General features: G+C 68.4%; 15 protein-coding genes and 1 pseudogene. 2 read left to right on the top strand and 14 right to left on the bottom strand.

All coding sequences use genetic code 11. The annotated features are described in order from the left end of the window. Window positions 1-51: 51 nt before the first annotated feature. The 14 genes and pseudogenes from D9V41_RS14015 to D9V41_RS13950 form a co-directional block, all read right to left on the bottom strand. Window positions 52-1,596: a PTS ascorbate transporter subunit IIC gene (locus D9V41_RS14015; RefSeq protein ID WP_121795205.1), complete on the bottom strand. Its 1,545-nt coding sequence runs from the start codon at window positions 1,594-1,596 to the stop codon at window positions 52-54. Window positions 1,597-1,606: 10 nt separating this feature from the next. Further along, window positions 1,607-2,383 (bottom strand): PTS sugar transporter subunit IIAB, encoded by a 777-nt coding sequence (locus tag D9V41_RS14010; RefSeq protein WP_121795204.1) that lies wholly within the window; start codon window positions 2,381-2,383, stop codon window positions 1,607-1,609. A gap of 591 nt (window positions 2,384-2,974) precedes the next feature. After that, entirely contained in the window at window positions 2,975-3,985 is a 1,011-nt protein-coding gene (locus D9V41_RS14005; RefSeq protein ID WP_121795203.1) for a trypsin-like serine peptidase, read from the bottom strand. Window positions 3,986-4,126: 141 nt separating this feature from the next. After that, complete coding sequence (locus D9V41_RS14000; RefSeq protein WP_121795202.1) at window positions 4,127-4,753, bottom strand: class I SAM-dependent methyltransferase; 627 nt, start codon at window positions 4,751-4,753, stop codon at window positions 4,127-4,129. Continuing rightward, the gene (locus D9V41_RS13995; protein WP_121795201.1) at window positions 4,750-5,808 is read right to left on the bottom strand and encodes a glycoside hydrolase family 15 protein; all 1,059 of its coding nucleotides are present in this window, start codon (window positions 5,806-5,808) and stop codon (window positions 4,750-4,752) included. The genes D9V41_RS14000 and D9V41_RS13995 overlap by 4 nt, the downstream gene beginning before the upstream one ends. Further along, window positions 5,808-6,434 (bottom strand): annotated as a pseudogene (locus tag D9V41_RS13990) (class I SAM-dependent methyltransferase); the annotation flags it as partial. The gene D9V41_RS13995 and the pseudogene D9V41_RS13990, both read right to left, overlap by 1 nt. Further along, window positions 6,347-7,735, bottom strand: a complete 1,389-nt coding sequence (locus tag D9V41_RS13985) for a glycosyltransferase family 4 protein (RefSeq protein WP_341770328.1) — start codon at window positions 7,733-7,735, stop codon at window positions 6,347-6,349. The pseudogene D9V41_RS13990 and the gene D9V41_RS13985, both read right to left, overlap by 88 nt. A gap of 184 nt (window positions 7,736-7,919) precedes the next feature. Then, window positions 7,920-9,419, bottom strand: a complete 1,500-nt coding sequence (locus D9V41_RS13980) for a ferredoxin--NADP reductase (protein WP_166376052.1) — start codon at window positions 9,417-9,419, stop codon at window positions 7,920-7,922. Next, window positions 9,416-10,243 carry an FAD:protein FMN transferase gene (locus D9V41_RS13975; RefSeq protein ID WP_121795198.1) on the bottom strand — a complete coding sequence of 276 codons (828 nt, stop codon included), beginning with the start codon at window positions 10,241-10,243 and terminating at the stop codon, window positions 9,416-9,418. Before D9V41_RS13975 ends, D9V41_RS13980 begins: the two co-directional genes overlap by 4 nt. A gap of 3 nt (window positions 10,244-10,246) precedes the next feature. After that, the gene (locus D9V41_RS13970) at window positions 10,247-10,702 is read right to left on the bottom strand and encodes an FMN-binding protein (protein WP_208006871.1); all 456 of its coding nucleotides are present in this window, start codon (window positions 10,700-10,702) and stop codon (window positions 10,247-10,249) included. Window positions 10,703-10,755: 53 nt separating this feature from the next. Continuing rightward, window positions 10,756-11,946: a mannose-6-phosphate isomerase, class I gene (gene manA, locus D9V41_RS13965; protein ID WP_121795196.1), complete on the bottom strand. Its 1,191-nt coding sequence runs from the start codon at window positions 11,944-11,946 to the stop codon at window positions 10,756-10,758. A 71-nt stretch (window positions 11,947-12,017) separates the two neighbouring features. Next, window positions 12,018-13,682, bottom strand: coding sequence for a DEAD/DEAH box helicase (locus D9V41_RS13960; RefSeq protein WP_121795195.1), 1,665 nt, complete (start codon window positions 13,680-13,682; stop codon window positions 12,018-12,020). Beyond that, a complete protein-coding gene (gene ygfZ, locus D9V41_RS13955) occupies window positions 13,682-14,617 on the bottom strand; it encodes a CAF17-like 4Fe-4S cluster assembly/insertion protein YgfZ (protein ID WP_243697281.1) in 936 nt (311 codons plus the stop codon). Before ygfZ ends, D9V41_RS13960 begins: the two co-directional genes overlap by 1 nt. Continuing rightward, complete coding sequence (locus tag D9V41_RS13950) at window positions 14,610-15,104, bottom strand: heme-binding beta-barrel domain-containing protein (RefSeq protein WP_121795193.1); 495 nt, start codon at window positions 15,102-15,104, stop codon at window positions 14,610-14,612. The genes ygfZ and D9V41_RS13950 overlap by 8 nt, the downstream gene beginning before the upstream one ends. A gap of 51 nt (window positions 15,105-15,155) precedes the next feature. Between D9V41_RS13950 and dtd the strand changes: the two genes are divergently transcribed. Both dtd and D9V41_RS13940 read left to right on the top strand, forming a co-directional pair. Next, a complete protein-coding gene (gene dtd, locus D9V41_RS13945) occupies window positions 15,156-15,587 on the top strand; it encodes a D-aminoacyl-tRNA deacylase (RefSeq protein ID WP_121795192.1) in 432 nt (143 codons plus the stop codon). A gap of 63 nt (window positions 15,588-15,650) precedes the next feature. Beyond that, the gene (locus D9V41_RS13940; protein WP_121795191.1) at window positions 15,651-16,748 is read left to right on the top strand and encodes an LCP family protein; all 1,098 of its coding nucleotides are present in this window, start codon (window positions 15,651-15,653) and stop codon (window positions 16,746-16,748) included. Window positions 16,749-16,757 lie beyond the last annotated feature (9 nt).

Genomic DNA, 16,757 nt, shown 5'->3' with positions numbered 1-16,757 from the left:
GTCCCACAGCGCGCTCGCTCGTGGGACCTCACCTACCGCCCTGGTGTGGGGTTACGCCTCCGGCGGGGGTGGGGGCGTCGGAGCCCCCTTCGGCGGAGTGATCTTCGGGTAGACGGCCATGGTGACCGCACCGGCACTGGGAGCGACGGCAGCGGTCCCCCCGCCGGGAAGCTCGCGTCCCGGAGCCGGGTCCCACCGGGCGTCGACGACTCGCTTCTGCATGAGCGTCGCGCCGGCCAGGATCAGCAGGCCGAGGAGCGCGATGACGATCAGGCCGCCGACGGAGCCGATCTTGGCGCCGTAACCGATGAGGATGCCGAACCAGCCGAAGTCGGTGTCGCCGAAGGTCGTGTTGGCGCTACCGAAGTCACCGAGCACCTCCAGCAGCAGGGCGGGCAAGAAGGTGATCAGCAGGCCGTTGACGAAACCGCCCGCGGCCGCACCACGGCGGCCGCCGGTGGCGTTGCCGTAGACGCCCGCGGCACCGCCGGTGAAGAAGTGCGGCACCAGCCCGGGCAGGATCAGCGCGAGCCCCAGCGCGGGGTTCAGCCACAGCGACAGCACTGCGAGGCCGATCAGACCGCCCGTGAAGCTCGACACGAAGCCGACGAGCACGGCGTTCTGTGCGTAGGGGAAGACGATCGGCGCGTCGAGCGCGGGGATCGCGCCCGGCACCACCTTGGCCGCGATGCCCTGGAACGCGGGCACGAGCTCACCGAGGATCGTGCGGACGCCGAAGAGGATGACCGCGACGGCGACACCGAACTGCAGACCCTGGGTGACCGACAGCATGAGGTAGTTGCCGACGTTCGCTGCGCCGCCGAAGGCATCGAAGGCCTCCTCCTGGCCGACCCGGCCGAGGGCGATGAGCGCGACGACGACGTACATCAGCACCATCGACAGCGCCGTGGCCACCATCGAGTCGCGCAGAAACCGCAGCGACTCGGGGAGCTTCATGTCCTCGGTCGAGCGGCTGTTCTTGCCGACCACGCGGCCGACGGCACCGGCCGCGACGTAGCCGGCCGTGCCGAAGTGGCCGATGGCGACGCTGTCGTCACCGGTGATCCGGCGCGTCCACGGGTGCGCGAGCGCGGGCAGCGACACCATGAGGATGCCCAGCAGCGCACCGCCGAGGATGACGGTGATCGTGCCGTTGTAGCCGGCCGACGCGAGCACGATGGTCAGCAGCGTCGCCATGAAGAGGATGTGGTGACCGGTGAGGAACACGTAGCTCAGCGGAGTGAACCGGGCGAGCACCAGGCTCACGGCGAAGCCGAGGATCATCAGCCACGCGACCTGCGCGCCGTACTCGGCCTGGGCGATACCGACGATCGCCTCGTTGGTGGGGATGACGCCCTGGGCGCCGGTCGCGGCCTGGATGAGGACGCCCAGCGGATCGAGCGAGGCGACGACGAGCGTCGCGCCCGCTCCGATGAGCAGGAAGCCCAAGGTGGCCTTCATCGCGCCGCCGACGACCTGTCCGGTCGTCTTGCGCAGCGCGATCAGGCCGACCGCGGTGATGATGCCGATGAGAAACGCCGGGACGCTGAGGATCTCGTTGACGAGGAACTCGGCGATGGCGACCAACCAGTCCATGGGGACCTTTCTAGACGTCGTAGAGCTCGCGCATGGCGGCGTCGAGCTCAGTGGTGCTGGTGAAGTTCTCGATGACCTTGACCGGGACGCCCACGTCGCCGAGCGTGCGGGCGATCTCGCCGGAGGTCAGGATGAGGTCGGCGTCCTTGGCCTTGCCGCGCGCCGAGATCGTGTCGGTGGCCTCGACGCTGACGAACGGCGACCACTTCCACCGGTCGAGGACCTGCTCGAGGGTGTTCTTCAGGAACAGGCTCGTGCCGAGGCCGTTGCCGCAGACGGTGAGGATGAGGTTGCGCGAGGCCGCCCCGGACGAGTCGGCGGCGTTCTGCGCGGGCGCCTCGTCTCCGGCGAGGATCGCGAGGATCTCCGCGGGCGAACCGGCGGCGTCGAGCGCGGCCTTGGTGTCCGGATCACCGATGACCTTGGCGAGCTCGGCCATGGCCGTGGTGTGCGCTCCGTCGTCCTTGGCGGCGAGTGCGACGACGAGCGTCACCGGATCGTTGGTCGGATGCCCGAAGGACACCGGCTCGGCGAGCCGGACCCAGGAGAGGCCCGTGCGCTGCACGTCCTCCGTCGGGCGAGCGTGCGCGAAGGCGAAGCCCGGCGCGATGACGATGTAGGGACCGTTCTGCGTGACGTTGTCGATCATCGCCTGCGTGTAGCCACTGTCGGCGACCCCGGACTGCTCCAGCAGGGACCCGGCGATCGTGATCGCGGACTGCCAGTCGGGGGCCTCGACATCGAGGGAGATCGCGTCCTCACGCAGCAGAGGTGCGAGAGCGGACATACCTCGAGATTACCTCCCGGCCTCTTCCGCTCAGCACCCGACGGCATTGACGCACGACTCAGCCGCGCCCCGGACGTTCCCTGCCCCGTCACCGCCGTTCCCGGTAGCAGGGCGGGCGTCCTGCTCAGCTCCCGCTACGTGCAATCGTCGTCGGCAGCGTAGCTCGCTTCAGTACAGCCACCTCCGGGCATTGGTTGGCTTCCGGCTTGCGCCCTTCGTAAACGGTCACCACGTGAACGCCCTCGTCAACGTGCACCTCAACCTCTGCAAGGCCGTAACACGTCGGGCTCCCGCCGTAGTAGTACACGGCTCCCGCAGCGTCATCAGGCGCCACTTCGAGACGGACCCACGGCAGAGACTTGGTATCGACCAGACCTTCCTCCGGTCGTACCTCCATCGCCTTGGACCCGTTCGGGGGCGTGGGACTCCGTGAAGCGCACTCATCCCCGCGAGGACATCCTGGTAACGGCGCCTCCACGCCGCCACGCCCATCTCCTCCATCAGGGGACGCACCAGAGCCAGGTCCCTGAGCACAGCTCGCGAGGCTCGAAACAACAGCGAGGACGCTCACGGCGGCTAGAAGGTTAAATTTCACTGTCGCCATGCACTAAAATTGTCAAAAGAACCATCGACTGTGCTGATCGCCGTACCAGTATTGCTTTGAGCTAAACCATAAGCGTGGATCCCAACGGCACAGGAGCCGTTACAGTCCCTTGGTGAGTAGTAGACAGGACCGCCGCTCTGTCCACCGAAGGTGTCTATCGCGTACTCATAGCGTGTTCCCAAAGCAAATTTTGAGACATCTCCGTAATCCTGCCAAAGCGTGGCGTACGGAGTCTTGTCACCTGGATACCCCGCAAGCACAGCATTACTGGCCGTTCGCGTGGTATACCCGAGCGTTCCAGTAACGTTGCCGACCTCGCAATCCAACTTAATCGCGCCGTAATCATACGCGACGTAGCTACCGTTACCCCATCCGCCGCTTATGTAAAGCTCCACACCCAGGCAGGAGCCATAGGGCAAGTAGTCGCCGTCTCGGCCGGGGTAAGCGATTACTTGCTCAGCAAACTCCCCGACGGTACCGAGCTCAAGCCCCTGAGTGTCTGTCGCCCCTTCGTGGATACAATGACCTGCGGTTCCGACAGTGTCGGCGCTGATCATGAACCCTGAGCAGATGAATCCCTCACCATCAAAAACTACTTCAAGCTGCACCATCGCGCTGTACGGATAGACGGTGGTGTTCGCGACGCGGGTTCGGTCATCTGAACCGATCACTCCGTTAATTCCGATGCCAGATCCCTGAGACGAACGCACAGGGGGAAGGTCACCTTGAGTACGCGGTTTCGGATCGTTGTGGGGCGAGAAGAGGGGACGCCCATCGCCCTCGTCAGCATCCACGGTGCGCACCGCTTCGAGCGTCGGCGCTCCAGTTGCGACATTGTAGCTTTCACCGCTGCTGGTGAGCGTGACGACAAGGTCGTCGCGAGTTGGCTTCCTATCAGGGTAAGCACTCGACGCGGTGGCGGAAAGCGAAATCATGCAGAGCGACCCCAACAGGCAAGCTGCAAACCTCGCATGGTGCTTATGCACAGGGAACTTCATGAGAAAACCCGACAGTTTTAGTACGTGCGGTTGCAAGAACAGTCTTGAACAGAACCGGACTACTGTCAATCGCTTCACTGGTGCTGACTACCCCCGAGGGCTTGGCACGAGCCTCTATACGCCCCTCGTCCCTCGATCTGTCTATGTACGGGAGAGAACCCGCAGGCTCCCAGTGACCGCGACCTCGCGGAAGCCGTCCTCGAGAGCGCGCAGGTAGACCCGGTACGGCGCCTGCCCGCCGTCGGCGGGGTCAGGGAAGACGTCGTGGATCACCAGGGCGCCCCCAGGCCGGACCCATGGCGCCCATCCGGCGTAGTCGGCCTGCGCGGCGTCGTCGGTGTGACCGCCGTCGATGAACACGAGGTCGACCGGGGTGCGCCAGAAGGCGCTCACCGTGGTGGACCGGCCGACGATCGGTACGACGACGTCCTCGAGCCCGGCGGCGAACAGCGCCCGACGCAGCGACGGCAGCGTCTCGAATGCGCCCGTCTGCGGGTCGACGAGTTCGGGATCGTGGTACTCCCACCCGACCTGGTGCTCCTCGGAGCCGCGGTGGTGATCGATGGTCACGAGCGTCGCGCCCGTCGTGCGCGCCACGTGCCCCAGATGGATCGCCGACTTGCCGCAGTAGCTCCCGATCTCGACGAGCACCCCGCCCGCGGTGGCGAAACGTGCGGCGGCGGCCCGGAGCGCGGCGGCCTCGTCCTCGGGAAGGAATCCCTTGACAAAGTCGGCGAGACGAGCGAGATCCGGGGGCAGGTCGGTCATCGGGCGGGCTCCTGGCACGGGCACGACGCGAGCCAGTCGGTGCGCACGTGGCGGTCGGGGTGGAAGAAGTCGTGGGCGGGCGTGCTCGCCGAGAGCGCGTCGGCGGCCAGGATGACCGTCGCCCCCGTCCAGGTGGTGCGTTCGACGGGCCAGCGGACGCCGTCGCTGTAGACGAGTCCGGTCCAGTACGAGCCGTCGTGGTCACGAAGGTGCTGCATCTCGCTGAACACGCGCAGGGCGGCATCGCGGCGGCCCATCGCCTCGAGGGTGAGAGCGAGCTCGCAAGACTCGCCGCCGGTCACCCAAGGGTTCTCGGTCACGCACCGGGCGCCGAGACCCGGAACGACGAACTCGTCCCAGCGGCCGTCGATGCGTTCGGCGGCCGGCGCGCCGGCGAGGGAACCGCCGAGCACCGGGTAGTACCAGTCCATCGAATGCCGGGGCTTGTCGGTGAACCACTCCGGGTGCTCGGCCAGCGCGTGATCGATGCGGGCGACGGCCAGTTCCCAATCAGGCCGCTGATGGCCCCAGACGCGAGCGAGATCGAGGGCGCAGCGCAGACTGAACGCGATACTCGCGTTGCCCGTCACCAGCGCCTCGTCGGCCAGTTCGCCCTCACTGCCGCGGGCCCACGCCACGACGCCCGTCGGCAATCGCATCGACAGCACGCACTCGAGGGCGCGGTCGATGACGGGCCAGAACCGCTCGAGATCGCCCGTGGGATCGATCGCCCACAGGTGCCGGACCCCGGCGGCGACGTAGGCGCAGAAGTTGGCATCCGTGCCCGCGTCCTCGACGGTGTCGCCGACGTACTTGATGGCCCAGGAGCCGTCCGCGCGCTGGGTGCGTGCCAGCCAGTCGATCGCGGCGACGGCCTCGTCGCGACGACCCGCGGCCGACAGTCCCATCGCCGCTTGCACGTGGTCCCACGGATCGGTGTGCCCGCCGGGATACCAGGCGATCGCGCCCGAGTCGTGCTGCGCGGCGATGATGGAATCGGCGGTCTGCGCGATCTGTGCGGCCGAGAGCACCCCCTGGACCTCGGGAACCGGCATCAGAGCGGCTTGGTGAAGTAGAGGGCGACACTCTTGCCGATCAGCGGATCGAGTGCCTTCTCGGCCAGCCGGGTCACGCTCGGCGCTTTCATCATGTCCCACACGAGCAGTTGGTGGTAGCCGCGCACGAGCGGGTGCTGCTCGCGTTCGACGCCCACGGCGCACTTGAGCCACCAGAACGGCGAGTGCAGGGCGTGCGCGTGGTGCTGGTGGGTGAACACCAGGCCGGTCGCCTCGAGCTTGCGGCGCAGCTCGTCGGCCTTGTAGATGCGGATGTGCCCGCCCTCGTTGGCGTGATACTCGTCGGAGAGCGCCCAGCACACCCGTTCAGGCAGCCAGCGCGGCACCGTGACGGCGAGCGTGCCGCCGGGCGCGAGGATCCGGGCCAGCTCGGCGATGCCCTGCTCGTCCTCGGGGACGTGCTCGAGGATCTCGGAGGCGAGCACCGTGTCGAAGCTGCCGTCCTCGTAGGGGAGGTCGAGGATCGAAGCGACGACGGTCTCGGCCGTGGCGCCCGGGGGAACCTGGCCTTCGTCGATCATCGCGTCGAACATCTCCTGCACGCCCTTGAGCTCGACCTCGTCGAGGTCGAGGGCGGTGACCCTCGCGCCGCGGCGCAGCGCCTCGTAGGAGTGGCGGCCAGCACCCGCCCCGACGTCGATGAATCGGGTGCCGCGGCCCACCCGGAGGCGGTCGAAGTCAGTCTCTTCTTCCTCTCGACGCGCGCGATCTCGCGCTCGTAGGCCTCTACCGTGGCACGGGCGACCGACACCCAGCTGAACCGTTCCACAGCGCGTTCACGCCCGACGCGCGCGAAGTGCTCGCGGCGCTCGGGCGAGCGCAGCAGCGCCCCGATCTCGGTCACCAGCTGCTCCACGTTCCCGGGCTCGACCAGGACGCCGGCCTCGCCGACGACCTCGGGCAGCGCGCCGGCCCGACTCGCGACCACGGGGGTGCCGCAGGCGAGCGCCTCGACGGTCGGCAGCGAGAACCCCTCGTACAGCGAGGGCACCGCCATGACCTCGGCCGACGCCATGAGCCGAGCGAGGTCCTCGTCGGAGATGCCGCTGTGCAGCGTGACGATGTCCTCGATGCCCAGCTCGTGCAGCCGGCGCTGGGTGCTGCGCTCGACCGGCGACACGAGGTGCAAGTGGACGTCGTGGTCGACCCGGAGCTTCGCGATCGCGTCGAGCAGGTGCGGCACCCCTTTGAGCGGCTTGTCGGCGCTGGCGACCGCCACGACGCGACCCGAGACGCGCTCTTCGCGGGGAGCGAAGAGCGCGGTGTCGACGCCGAGCGGGATGACGGTGATCTGGTCCGGGTCGAGGCGGAAATCGGTGACGGTGTCGCCCGCTGAGACGCTCGAGACGCCGAGCAGCGTCGGGATACGCCGCGCCACACGCGCTTGCATCCGCACGAAGCGATACCAGCGGCGGGTCGTGATCTGCTTGCGCAGGGGTGCCGCGGCGATGTCGAGGCGGCGGTCCTTGCTGATCGGGTGGTGGATCGTCGCGACGAACGGGATGTCGCGGCCCAGCAGGCTGAGCAGGCCGTACCCCAGGCTTTGGTTGTCGTGGACGACATCGAAGTCGGCGGCACGGGGACCGAAGAGCCGGCGGACGCGGAGACTGAAGGTCAGCGGTTCGGGGAACGCGGCGGTGATCATCTGCCCGTACTCGAGCACGTCGATCCAGTCGCGGAACTCCCGCAGCGCAGGCGTGCGGAACGGATCGTCATCGCGGTACAGGTCGAGGCTCGGCACCTTCTCGAGCTGCACGCGCGGGTCCAGGTCTTCGGGGTACGGCTGGCCGGAGAAGACGGTGACCTCGTGGCCGAGCTCGGCGAGCCCCCAGCTCAGGTGCCGGACGTAGACGCCCTGCCCGCCGCTGTGCGTCTTGGTGCGGTACGACAACAACGCGATGCGCACGCGGCCCCTCCCTCACGATGGTCTACTGAACGGTAACCCATCGTGACAGGTGGCCCGCCCACTCCGGCACGGGGCAGCCGCGCCGCTTCCCGAGATGTGGTCAGTTCCGTGTCACCGTGGCCCCTCCCACTGCCTCAGAACTGACCACATCTTGGCCCTGGAGCCCGGCCGTCCCGCGACGCGGTCAGTAGCCGAGGAAGTGGTCGACGCGGATGCGGCGGGCCCGACCCCGAAGGGCGCGGCGGATCGCGTCGACCATCGCCGGGGAGCCGGAGATGTACACGATGCGCTCCTCGAGGTCGGGCACCGCAGCGGTGATGCTGTCGGCGTCGAGCGCCTCGCCGACGACGAGCCGCACGTCGACGCCGAGGTCGGCCAGCTCGTCCGCGTAGGGAACGTCGTTCTCGTCGCGCACGCCGTACACCAGCACGACGTCGCGGCCCCCGACGCCGGCGCGCAGCTGACTCATGAACGGCGTGATGCCGATCCCGCCGGCGATGAGTGCCACCTTCGTGTCGTCGCGCGGCAGCACGAAGTCCCCGTGCACGGCGGTGGCGGTCCAGCGTGACCCGGCCTGCGCCTCGGCCAAGGCGCGCTTGAACGTGGATCCACCCTCCGGCTCGCGCACGGCGACTGCCACCTCGCGCCCCGGCGCCGAGGCGATGCTCAGGATGCGCCGCATGCCGCGACCGTCGGCTCCACCGTGCGGAAGGTACAACTCGAGGTACTGACCCGGCGTGAAGCGCAGCGGCCGATCCGCGTCGAACCAGTACTCGTAGACGTCCCCACCCAGCGGCCGGCGCTCGCGGAGCGTCAACCCGATCTGCCCGCGCGGGCCGAGCAGGAAACTCACCAGCCCGGTCGCGACGAGGGCGAGCTCGTACGTGCTCTCGAACGGCCCGATCGCCGTGGACGATCCGAACACCGCGAACGACCACAGCGGCCACGCGAACAGGACGGCGGCGAGCACGCCGACCGCCCACTGCTGGTGGCGTCGCGGCGGCAAGGTCAGCGGTTCACTCAGCATGAACCCGGCGAAGAAGACGATCGGATACGCCGACAGCGCGGTCCACACCGCATCGCCGAGCGACGAGCCGAACGCGGTCAGCCCCGACACGACGAGCGGCAGCGCGACCGCCGCGAACACGAGACCGAGGCTCACCCGACGCGTGCGGCGCAGGATCAGCAGGGCGCCGACGAGCACCACCGGGAAGAGGATCTCGCTCGCCGCCCACCACGTCGTGAACGGCATGCTGTCGATGCCCGCGGCCCATCCCAGCAGCGTCCCGAGCACCACGCCGGCTGCTGCCGGATTGACGAGATGCCGCCGCCGCACCGCGATGAGGTACTTCGACGCGGTGGCGAGCGCCGCTATCCCCGCGAGCCAGCCGAGGGTCGCGGGGTCGGCGCTGGGCCAGTAGAGGAACCACAGCAGGAGCGCGGTGATGATGGCCGAGTCGCGATGAGGCCGAGCGCCGACCACCCGCCCCAGAACCTCGTTGCAGATCACCGAGACGACGACGAGCACCGCGAGCGTGAGGAGCATCGGCCCCACACCGAAGATCGCCGGATCGAGCCAGCCCGCCGCAGCGGCGACGAGCGCCCAGACGCCCACGATGGCCAGGACCGCGATCACCAGGCGGTACATCGTGAGGCGGCTGAGGAAGCGGTCGAGGGTGCTCATCGGAAGATCTCTCCTGTCATCCGGGCGGCACGGACGCGCATCGTCGCGTCGACGACGGCGCATCCCACCTCGGGAAACTCGTCGAGGACCCGGTCGGATTCGACGAAGAACAGTGCCGTGGCCAACCCGTCGGCCAGCGCCGCATCGGGGGCGACCACCCACGTGGCGAGCACGTCGCGCGTCGGCTCGCCAGTCCGGGCGTCCAGCACATGGTGCCAGCGGTCGCCCCACGTCCGCCGGTTGATCGCCGAGGCGCAGATCGCGTTGCCGGGCGCGAGGTCGACGACACCGATCGCGAGGTCGGGCTGCAGCGGATGCTCGAGCGCGACACGCAAGGGCCGCGTGCCCCGATGCACGATGTCTCCGCTCGCGTCGACGGTGACGGGCCCGGGGAGAAGGTCAGCGATCCGCTGCGCCACAAAGCCCTTGCCCACCGCCCCGACATCGACCACGACGGGTTGGTCGACGGTGACCACGGAGCCATCGCGATGGACATCGCGCCACCGGAGCGCGGGAATCGCCTCGCCGTGGGCGGTCAGCGTGTACTGGGCGTCGTACCCGAGTTGTTCGAGGCTCGCGCCGATGGCGGGACTCACCGCCCCGTCGGTCAGGTCGTCGAGGCGGTCGTACAACCCGAAGATGGCTGGCGCGTCGGAGCCGAGGTCGACGCTGGGTTGGGTCCGCAGCCGCGCGACCAGAGCGTCATCGCGGAAACGCGACCAGGTCCGGTCGAAATCGTCGATGATCTCGCGGACCGCGCCCGTGTCGACCGGCTCGGGAGCGTCGATGCACCATCGGGTCCCGATGGCGTCGAACGCCCACATCGCTCAGGCCTGCGCGTCGTCGATGATCTGCGTGATGGCGTCGTTGAACCCGCCACTGGTGAGCGAGGAGCCGGACACCTTGTCCACGGACAGTTCGGTGATCTTCTTGCCCTCGACCTCAGCCTCGATGCCGCTCTCGAACTTCTCCTGGAACTGCTCGGAGTTGCCGCCCTCGGCGTTGCCGTCGACCTCGACGTCGGTGATGGTGCCGTCGGCCTCCAAGGTGACCTCGACGTCGACCGACTGCGTGCCGCCGGGCGTCTGGTAGCTGCCCGTGGCCTCGTAGTCACCGGCAGAGAAGCTCGCGGCACCCTCGCTCGCGCCCTTCGCCTCGGCGGATGCGGACGGCGACGGAGCCGACTCGACCTGCTCGGTCTGCGGTCCGCACGCGGCCGCAAGCAACGCGGTGGACGCGGCAGTGGCGGCGTAGAGGGCAGTGCGGGCGGTGGGGCGCTCCATGGTGGCTCCTTGCATCGTCAACTACTCCGCCACCCTACGGTCGGGCGACAAGATCACACGAGGTCGACGAGCTGGCTGCGGAGCGCATCGCGGTCCTGCGGCGCGTACGCCTGAGCCACCTCGCCGGTGCCGTACACCCGTAGCGAGCCGTCGTCGGGACCGGCGTAGACCGCTTCGCCGCGACGCACCTTGAGTCGTTCGTCGCGGGCGTTGACGAGTTCGACCTCGCCGCCGGTGCAGAAGACGATACGGTCCGGGGCGTCGAGCAAGGGCACTCCGTCCGGCTCGCCGCGTGAGCACTGCGTCACCGCGAGCGCGAAGTCTCCGACGCCGGGGTCGAAGATCTCGGTGGTGACGCCGACGACCTGCGGAGTCACGCGCGCCAACCGCGACATGCCGACGTCGAGGCAGGCGACAAGTCCGCGAGGATCGAGGTGCTTACCCGTCAGCCCGGCGCGCAGCACGTTGTCCGACGTCGCCATGACCTCCAGGCACAATCCCCGCAGATGGGCGTGGATGACGCCGGTGTCCAGGAACGCCGCCTCGCCCGGCTGCAACGTGAGCCGGTTCAGCAGCAGCGAGATCACGACGCCGGGGTCGTTGGGGAAGTCCTGGCGGATCATCAGCGCGGTCGCGTAAGCCCGCTTGATGTCCAGGCCCTGATCGAGCAGATCGCGGCAGCACTGGACGACGGCGTCGATCTCGGGCGGGTCGATGGGCTCGCTCAGCAACCACTCCACGAGTCGCACGATGCCGGCGAACCCCGGGTTGGCGCGCAGATCGTCGTGCAAGCGCTGCGCGAGCGGAGCCTCCAGCGGCGCCAGCACGCGCAGGATCTCAGCGGTCGGCCGAAATCCCACCACGGTGTCGAACGTCGACAGGGCGTAGACCATCTCCGGCTTGTGATTCGGGTCCTTGAACGTCCGCTCGGGGGCGTCGAGGGGAATGCCGGCGGCGTCCTCGCGCTCGTACCCCTCCTGAGCCGTCGGCAGGTCCGGGTGCACCTGGAGCGAGAGCGGCCGGCGCGCCGACAACAGCTTCAACAGGAACGGGAGCGCCCTGGCGATCTCGTCCAGACGCTGCGTCGTACCGTCCTGGTGCGTGACGAGCGAAGGGTCCATCGAGTGCGTGCCCATCCACACCTCGGCCACGGGCTCGGAGTTGACTCCGGACCCCACGAACCGGGGAATCTCGTCGAAGGATCCCCAGTCGTAATTGCGGACGGCGTTCTCGAGGACGAACACCGCACCAGTGTAGGTGCGTCTCGACCCTTCGGCTCAGTACACGAACGCCGTGCGGTCAGGCGTCGAGAAGGTCAGCTGCGCTTGGGCTTGGACTTGCGCTGGGGGCGCGAAGCCGGGCGGCCACGATCGAGTCGCAGGTCGATGCGGCGCCCGGAGATGCGAGTGTCGGCCAGCGCGCGGAAGACCTCGTCGGGCAGATCCGGCGGAAGCTCGACGAGCGTGTGCTCGGCGCCGATAGTGATCTTGCCGAAGTCCGAGCGTCGCAGTCCACCCTCGTTGGCGAGCGCACCGACCACCATCGCCGGCGTGATCTTGTGACGCTTGCCCACGGCGATGCGATAGATGCTCCGGCCATCGCGGGGGCGCGCGTCGCGCGGTTCGCGACGTTCGCGCCGCTCCCCCGGCTCCCGACGGGCGGGCGACGGCACGTCGCCGCTGATGAAGAACTCGTCGCCGTCGTGGCTCTTCACCGCGAGCGCAGCCGCGATGTCGATCATCTCGACGTCGTTCTCGGTCGCGTACTGCTCGACGAGCTTGCGGAAGGCGTGGAACTGCGGCGAGCCCATGTTGGAGGTGATCTCCTGCGCGAACTTGTCGACCCGCCGCGCGTTGACCTCCTCCGCCGTGGGGATCGACATCTCCTCGATCGGGCGCCCCGACACCTTCTCGATGGCGCCGAGCATCCGGCGCTCGCGCGGTGTGACGAACAGGATCGCGTCACCCTGGCGCCCGGCACGCCCGGTTCGACCGATGCGATGGACGTACGCCTCGGAGTCGTGCGGGATGTCGTAGTTGACGACGTGGCTGATGCGCTCGACATCGAGACCGCGGGCCGCGACGTCGGTGGCCACGATGATGTCGAGGGCGCCGGTCTTGAGCGCGTTGACGGTCCGCTCGCGCTGCTGCTGGGCGAGGTCGCCGTTGAGCGCGGCCGCCTGATAGCCGCGGCTGCGGAGCCGCTCGGCGAGCTCCTCGGTGGCCTGCTTGGTGCGGACGAACACGATCATCGCGTCGCCGGTCTCCACCTCGAGCACCCGGGTCAACGCGTCGAGTTTGTGGTGGTGCGAGACCGCGATCCAGCGCTGCCGGACCGAGGTCGTGCTCTGCGTGGCCTGCGGCGTGGCGATGTCGATCGGGTCGTGGAGGTACTTCTTGGCCAGTCGCCGGATGGCCGGCGGCATCGTGGCCGAGAACAGCGCCACCTGCTTGTACTCGGGGGTGTCGGCGAGGATGCGCTCGACGTCCTCGGCGAAGCCCATGTTGAGCATCTCGTCGGCCTCGTCGAGGACCATCACGTCGAGGTGAGCGATGTCGAGCGTCCCGCGCTCGAGGTGGTCGATGATCCGGCCCGGCGTCCCAACCACGACGTGAGCGCCGCGCTTGAGGCCGGAGATCTGGAACTGGTAGCTCTGGCCGCCGTACACGGGCAGCACCTGGAGCTGCGGCGTCGACGCGGCGTACGACGTGAACGCCTCGCACACCTGCAGGGCGAGCTCACGTGTCGGGGCCAGCACGAGCGCCTGCGTCTGCCGTGAGCTGGGATCGATCTTCTGCAGGATCGGCAGCGCGAACGCCGCCGTCTTGCCGGTGCCGGTCTGCGCCAGGCCGACGACGTCGCGGCCCGTCAGCAGCGCCGGGATCGCCGACTCCTGAATCGGCGTCGGCGTCTCGTACCCGAGATCGGCCACGACCGACACGATGCTCGGCTCGAGACCGAGTTCCGCGAACCCGGCCATCAGCGGGCTGCTCGCACGTGCAAGCCGGCGTCGGGATCCACGATGACCTCCTGGGTGGCGGCGACACCGTCGGCGATCAAAGTCGCGGACGGGTCGACGTTGCGTTTGACGATCGCGAGCGCGATCGGTCCGAGTTCATGATGCCGGGCGCTCGACCCGACGGCACCGACGACCTTGCCATCGAACACGACGTCCGAGCCATGCGGAGGCAGATGTTCCATGGAGCCGTCGAGCAGCAGCCGCACGAGGCGGCGCGGTGGACGGCCGAGGTTGTGCACACGGGCCACGGTCTCCTGGCCGCGGTAGCAACCCTTGTCCATGTGGACGGCGCGCCCGAGCAGGCCGACCTCGTTGGGAATGGTGCGGTCGTCGGTGTCCAGGCCGAACCGCACGATTCCCTGCTCGATGCGCAGCGCCTCGTACGCCCAGGTGCCGACGGGGGCACCGAGCTGATCGGGAAGCGCGGAAAGTTCGGTGCGGTCGACGAAGCGCCAGCCGGTCGCGGTGCCGATCACCGCGGTGTCGGGGTCGAGGGCGACCTCGACACGGGACATGAACCGCATGCGGTCGAGGAACTCGACGACGGCCGCACCGGCGCCGGGCTCGGTGTGCGCCCGGAAGACGTTCTCACCGTCGTCGACACCGCTGAACGCATGCTCGATGCGGCCCTGCGGTGTGAGCAGCAGGACCTCGGTGGGCTCGTTCGGCGCCAGCGACTCGAGATGCTGCGTGGTGAGCGCGTGCAGCCATGAGAGCCGGTCCGGACCGACCACGGTGAAGACGTCGCGGTGGGAGAGGTCCACGAACGCCTCGCCGGCGATGAGCCGGCGCTGCTCGGCGACGATGGAGCCGTAGTGGGCCGCGACGCCGGTGTCGGGCGCGTCGCCCTCTACCGCGCCCGGCAGCGCGAGCAAGGGGCTGCGGTACTCAGACACGAGCGAGCTTCCCCCACAGATGCGACTGCAGCGGCTGGCCCTCGGCGGCCATGTCGTAGGCATACATGAGGCTGCCCTCGACGAGCCCGTACATGCGCTGGCCGGCCGTGTACTCCTTGGCGGTCTCGGTACGCGCCACGATGTCGGTGGTGAGCGTGAGTCGCGGCCCGTCGATCTCGCCGTACCAGATCTCGGCGTATCCGGTGGGGTGGGCGAGCACCATCTCGACCTTGCCGTCGCCGACGGCGCGGATGAAACCGGTCTCGAGTGCGCCGGGGCGCACCCGCTGGCCCTCCTCATCGGTGACCCACGTCTGACTGAAGTAGTGCAGGAACGGGCGGGTGTCGTGCGTGAACGCGACGTCCTGTTCGAAACCGAAGGCCTCGATCGTCGGATAATCGCCGCGCCCGCTGCCGTGCCAGTGGCCCAGCAGCCACGCCAACGGCATGACGTCCGGATGCAGATCGGGCGGGATCTCAAAGGCCATACCCACGATCCTAGCGGCGTCCCATGAGCCGCTCCGCGTACGCTGTCGGCCATGCGTGCGGTCGTTCAGCGGGTCTCCCGCGCTTCGGTTTCCGTCGGCGGGGAGGTGGTGTCGGCGATCGAGCAGCCCGGGCTTCTGGTGCTCCTCGGCGTCACGCACGACGACACCGCGGCACAGGCTGAGGCACTCGCCGGCAAGATCTGGGGCCTGCGCATCCTGCGTGAGGAGCGTTCCGCCGCCGAGGTGGGCGCTCCCATCCTCGTCGTCAGTCAGTTCACCCTCTATGCCGACACGCGCAAGGGCCGCCGTCCGTCGTGGGGCGCTGCAGCGCCGGGACCGGTCGCCGAGCCGCTCTACGAGGAGTTCTGCGGCGCGCTGGAACGGGAGGGAGCTTCCGTGCACCGGGGCGTCTTCGGTGCCGAGATGGCCGTGGAACTCGTCAACGACGGACCTGTGACGTTGATCATGGAAAACGGAGTCTGACCACCGGGCTTGACGCGACCTGCGAGAATATGGAGGTTGAGCAGTCCACGCACGAGGTCGTTGATGGGAACCCACAAGAAGTACGCGGGAGCAGGTAAGCGCCGCGCTCCTCGTGTTCCCTTCCGCAAGCGTCATCCGCTGGCCGTGTGGGGCCTCGTCATCGCGATCCTGCTACCCCTCATGGGCGGCGCAGCCTACGCGTGGAATCTCAATCACAAACTCGCGAACCTCGACACCGTCGACACCGACAGCCTGAAGAACCGTCCCGATGTCGACCCCGACGCCGGCCACTCGATCAATGTCCTGCTCCTCGGGTCGGACAAGGGCGAGGGCAACCAGGGGGGCGAGACCCTCGCCGAGGACGCCGCCTCGGACGACTGGCCCTCGGGCAAGTACCGCAGCGACACGATCATGGTCGTGCACATCTCGGCTGATCGCAGCAAGGTCGATCTGGTGTCGATCCCGCGCGACACCTACACGATGATCTACGACGAGGACGGCGAGCCCACGCAGGCGCAGAAGATCAATGCGGCCTTCTCCGAGTACGGGCCGCTGGGTGCGATCTCGACGGTCGAGAACCTGACCGGCCTGCGCATGGACCACCTCGCGATCATCGACTGGGAGGGTTTCAAGGATCTCTCCACCGCCGTCGGCGGCGTACCCGTCACCATCCCGAACAGCTTCTACGACCCCAAGCAGGACATCCGCTGGGAAGCTGGCGACCACTTGCTCGAAGGCGAGGAAGCGCTCGCCTACGTCCGCACGCGCTACGGGCTCCTGCGCGGTGACTACGACCGCATCGCGCGGCAGCAGAACTTCATCCGATCGCTGCTGAGCAAGATGCTGGAGAGCGGCGTGACGACCAATCCGGTCAAGCTCAACAACACGGTGAGCGCCATCGCCGAGAACCTCACGATCGACGAGGAGTGGACGACCGGCGATCTGCGCGGTCTCGCCCTCTCGATGCGGGGCGTCACGACCGACAGCGTGCGCTTCCTGACCGCGCCGGTCGGCGTCGAGGAGGACCACCCCGCGTGGGGCAGCATCGTCCGGCTCGATGAGACGAAGATGGGGCAACTGTTCGAGGCCATGCGCTCGGACCAGATGGACAGTTACATCGCGCAATACCCCGACGAGCTCCTCGGCGACGAAGTCCGCTAGCCCCACCTC

Origin of the sequence: Aeromicrobium phragmitis (genome assembly GCF_003674095.1) — a bacterium.
In the GTDB taxonomy this organism is placed as follows: Bacteria; Actinomycetota; Actinomycetes; order Propionibacteriales; family Nocardioidaceae; genus Aeromicrobium; species Aeromicrobium phragmitis.
Note: the sequence above shows the minus strand (reverse complement) of the source record. Positions and strands in the feature narration are given on the sequence as shown.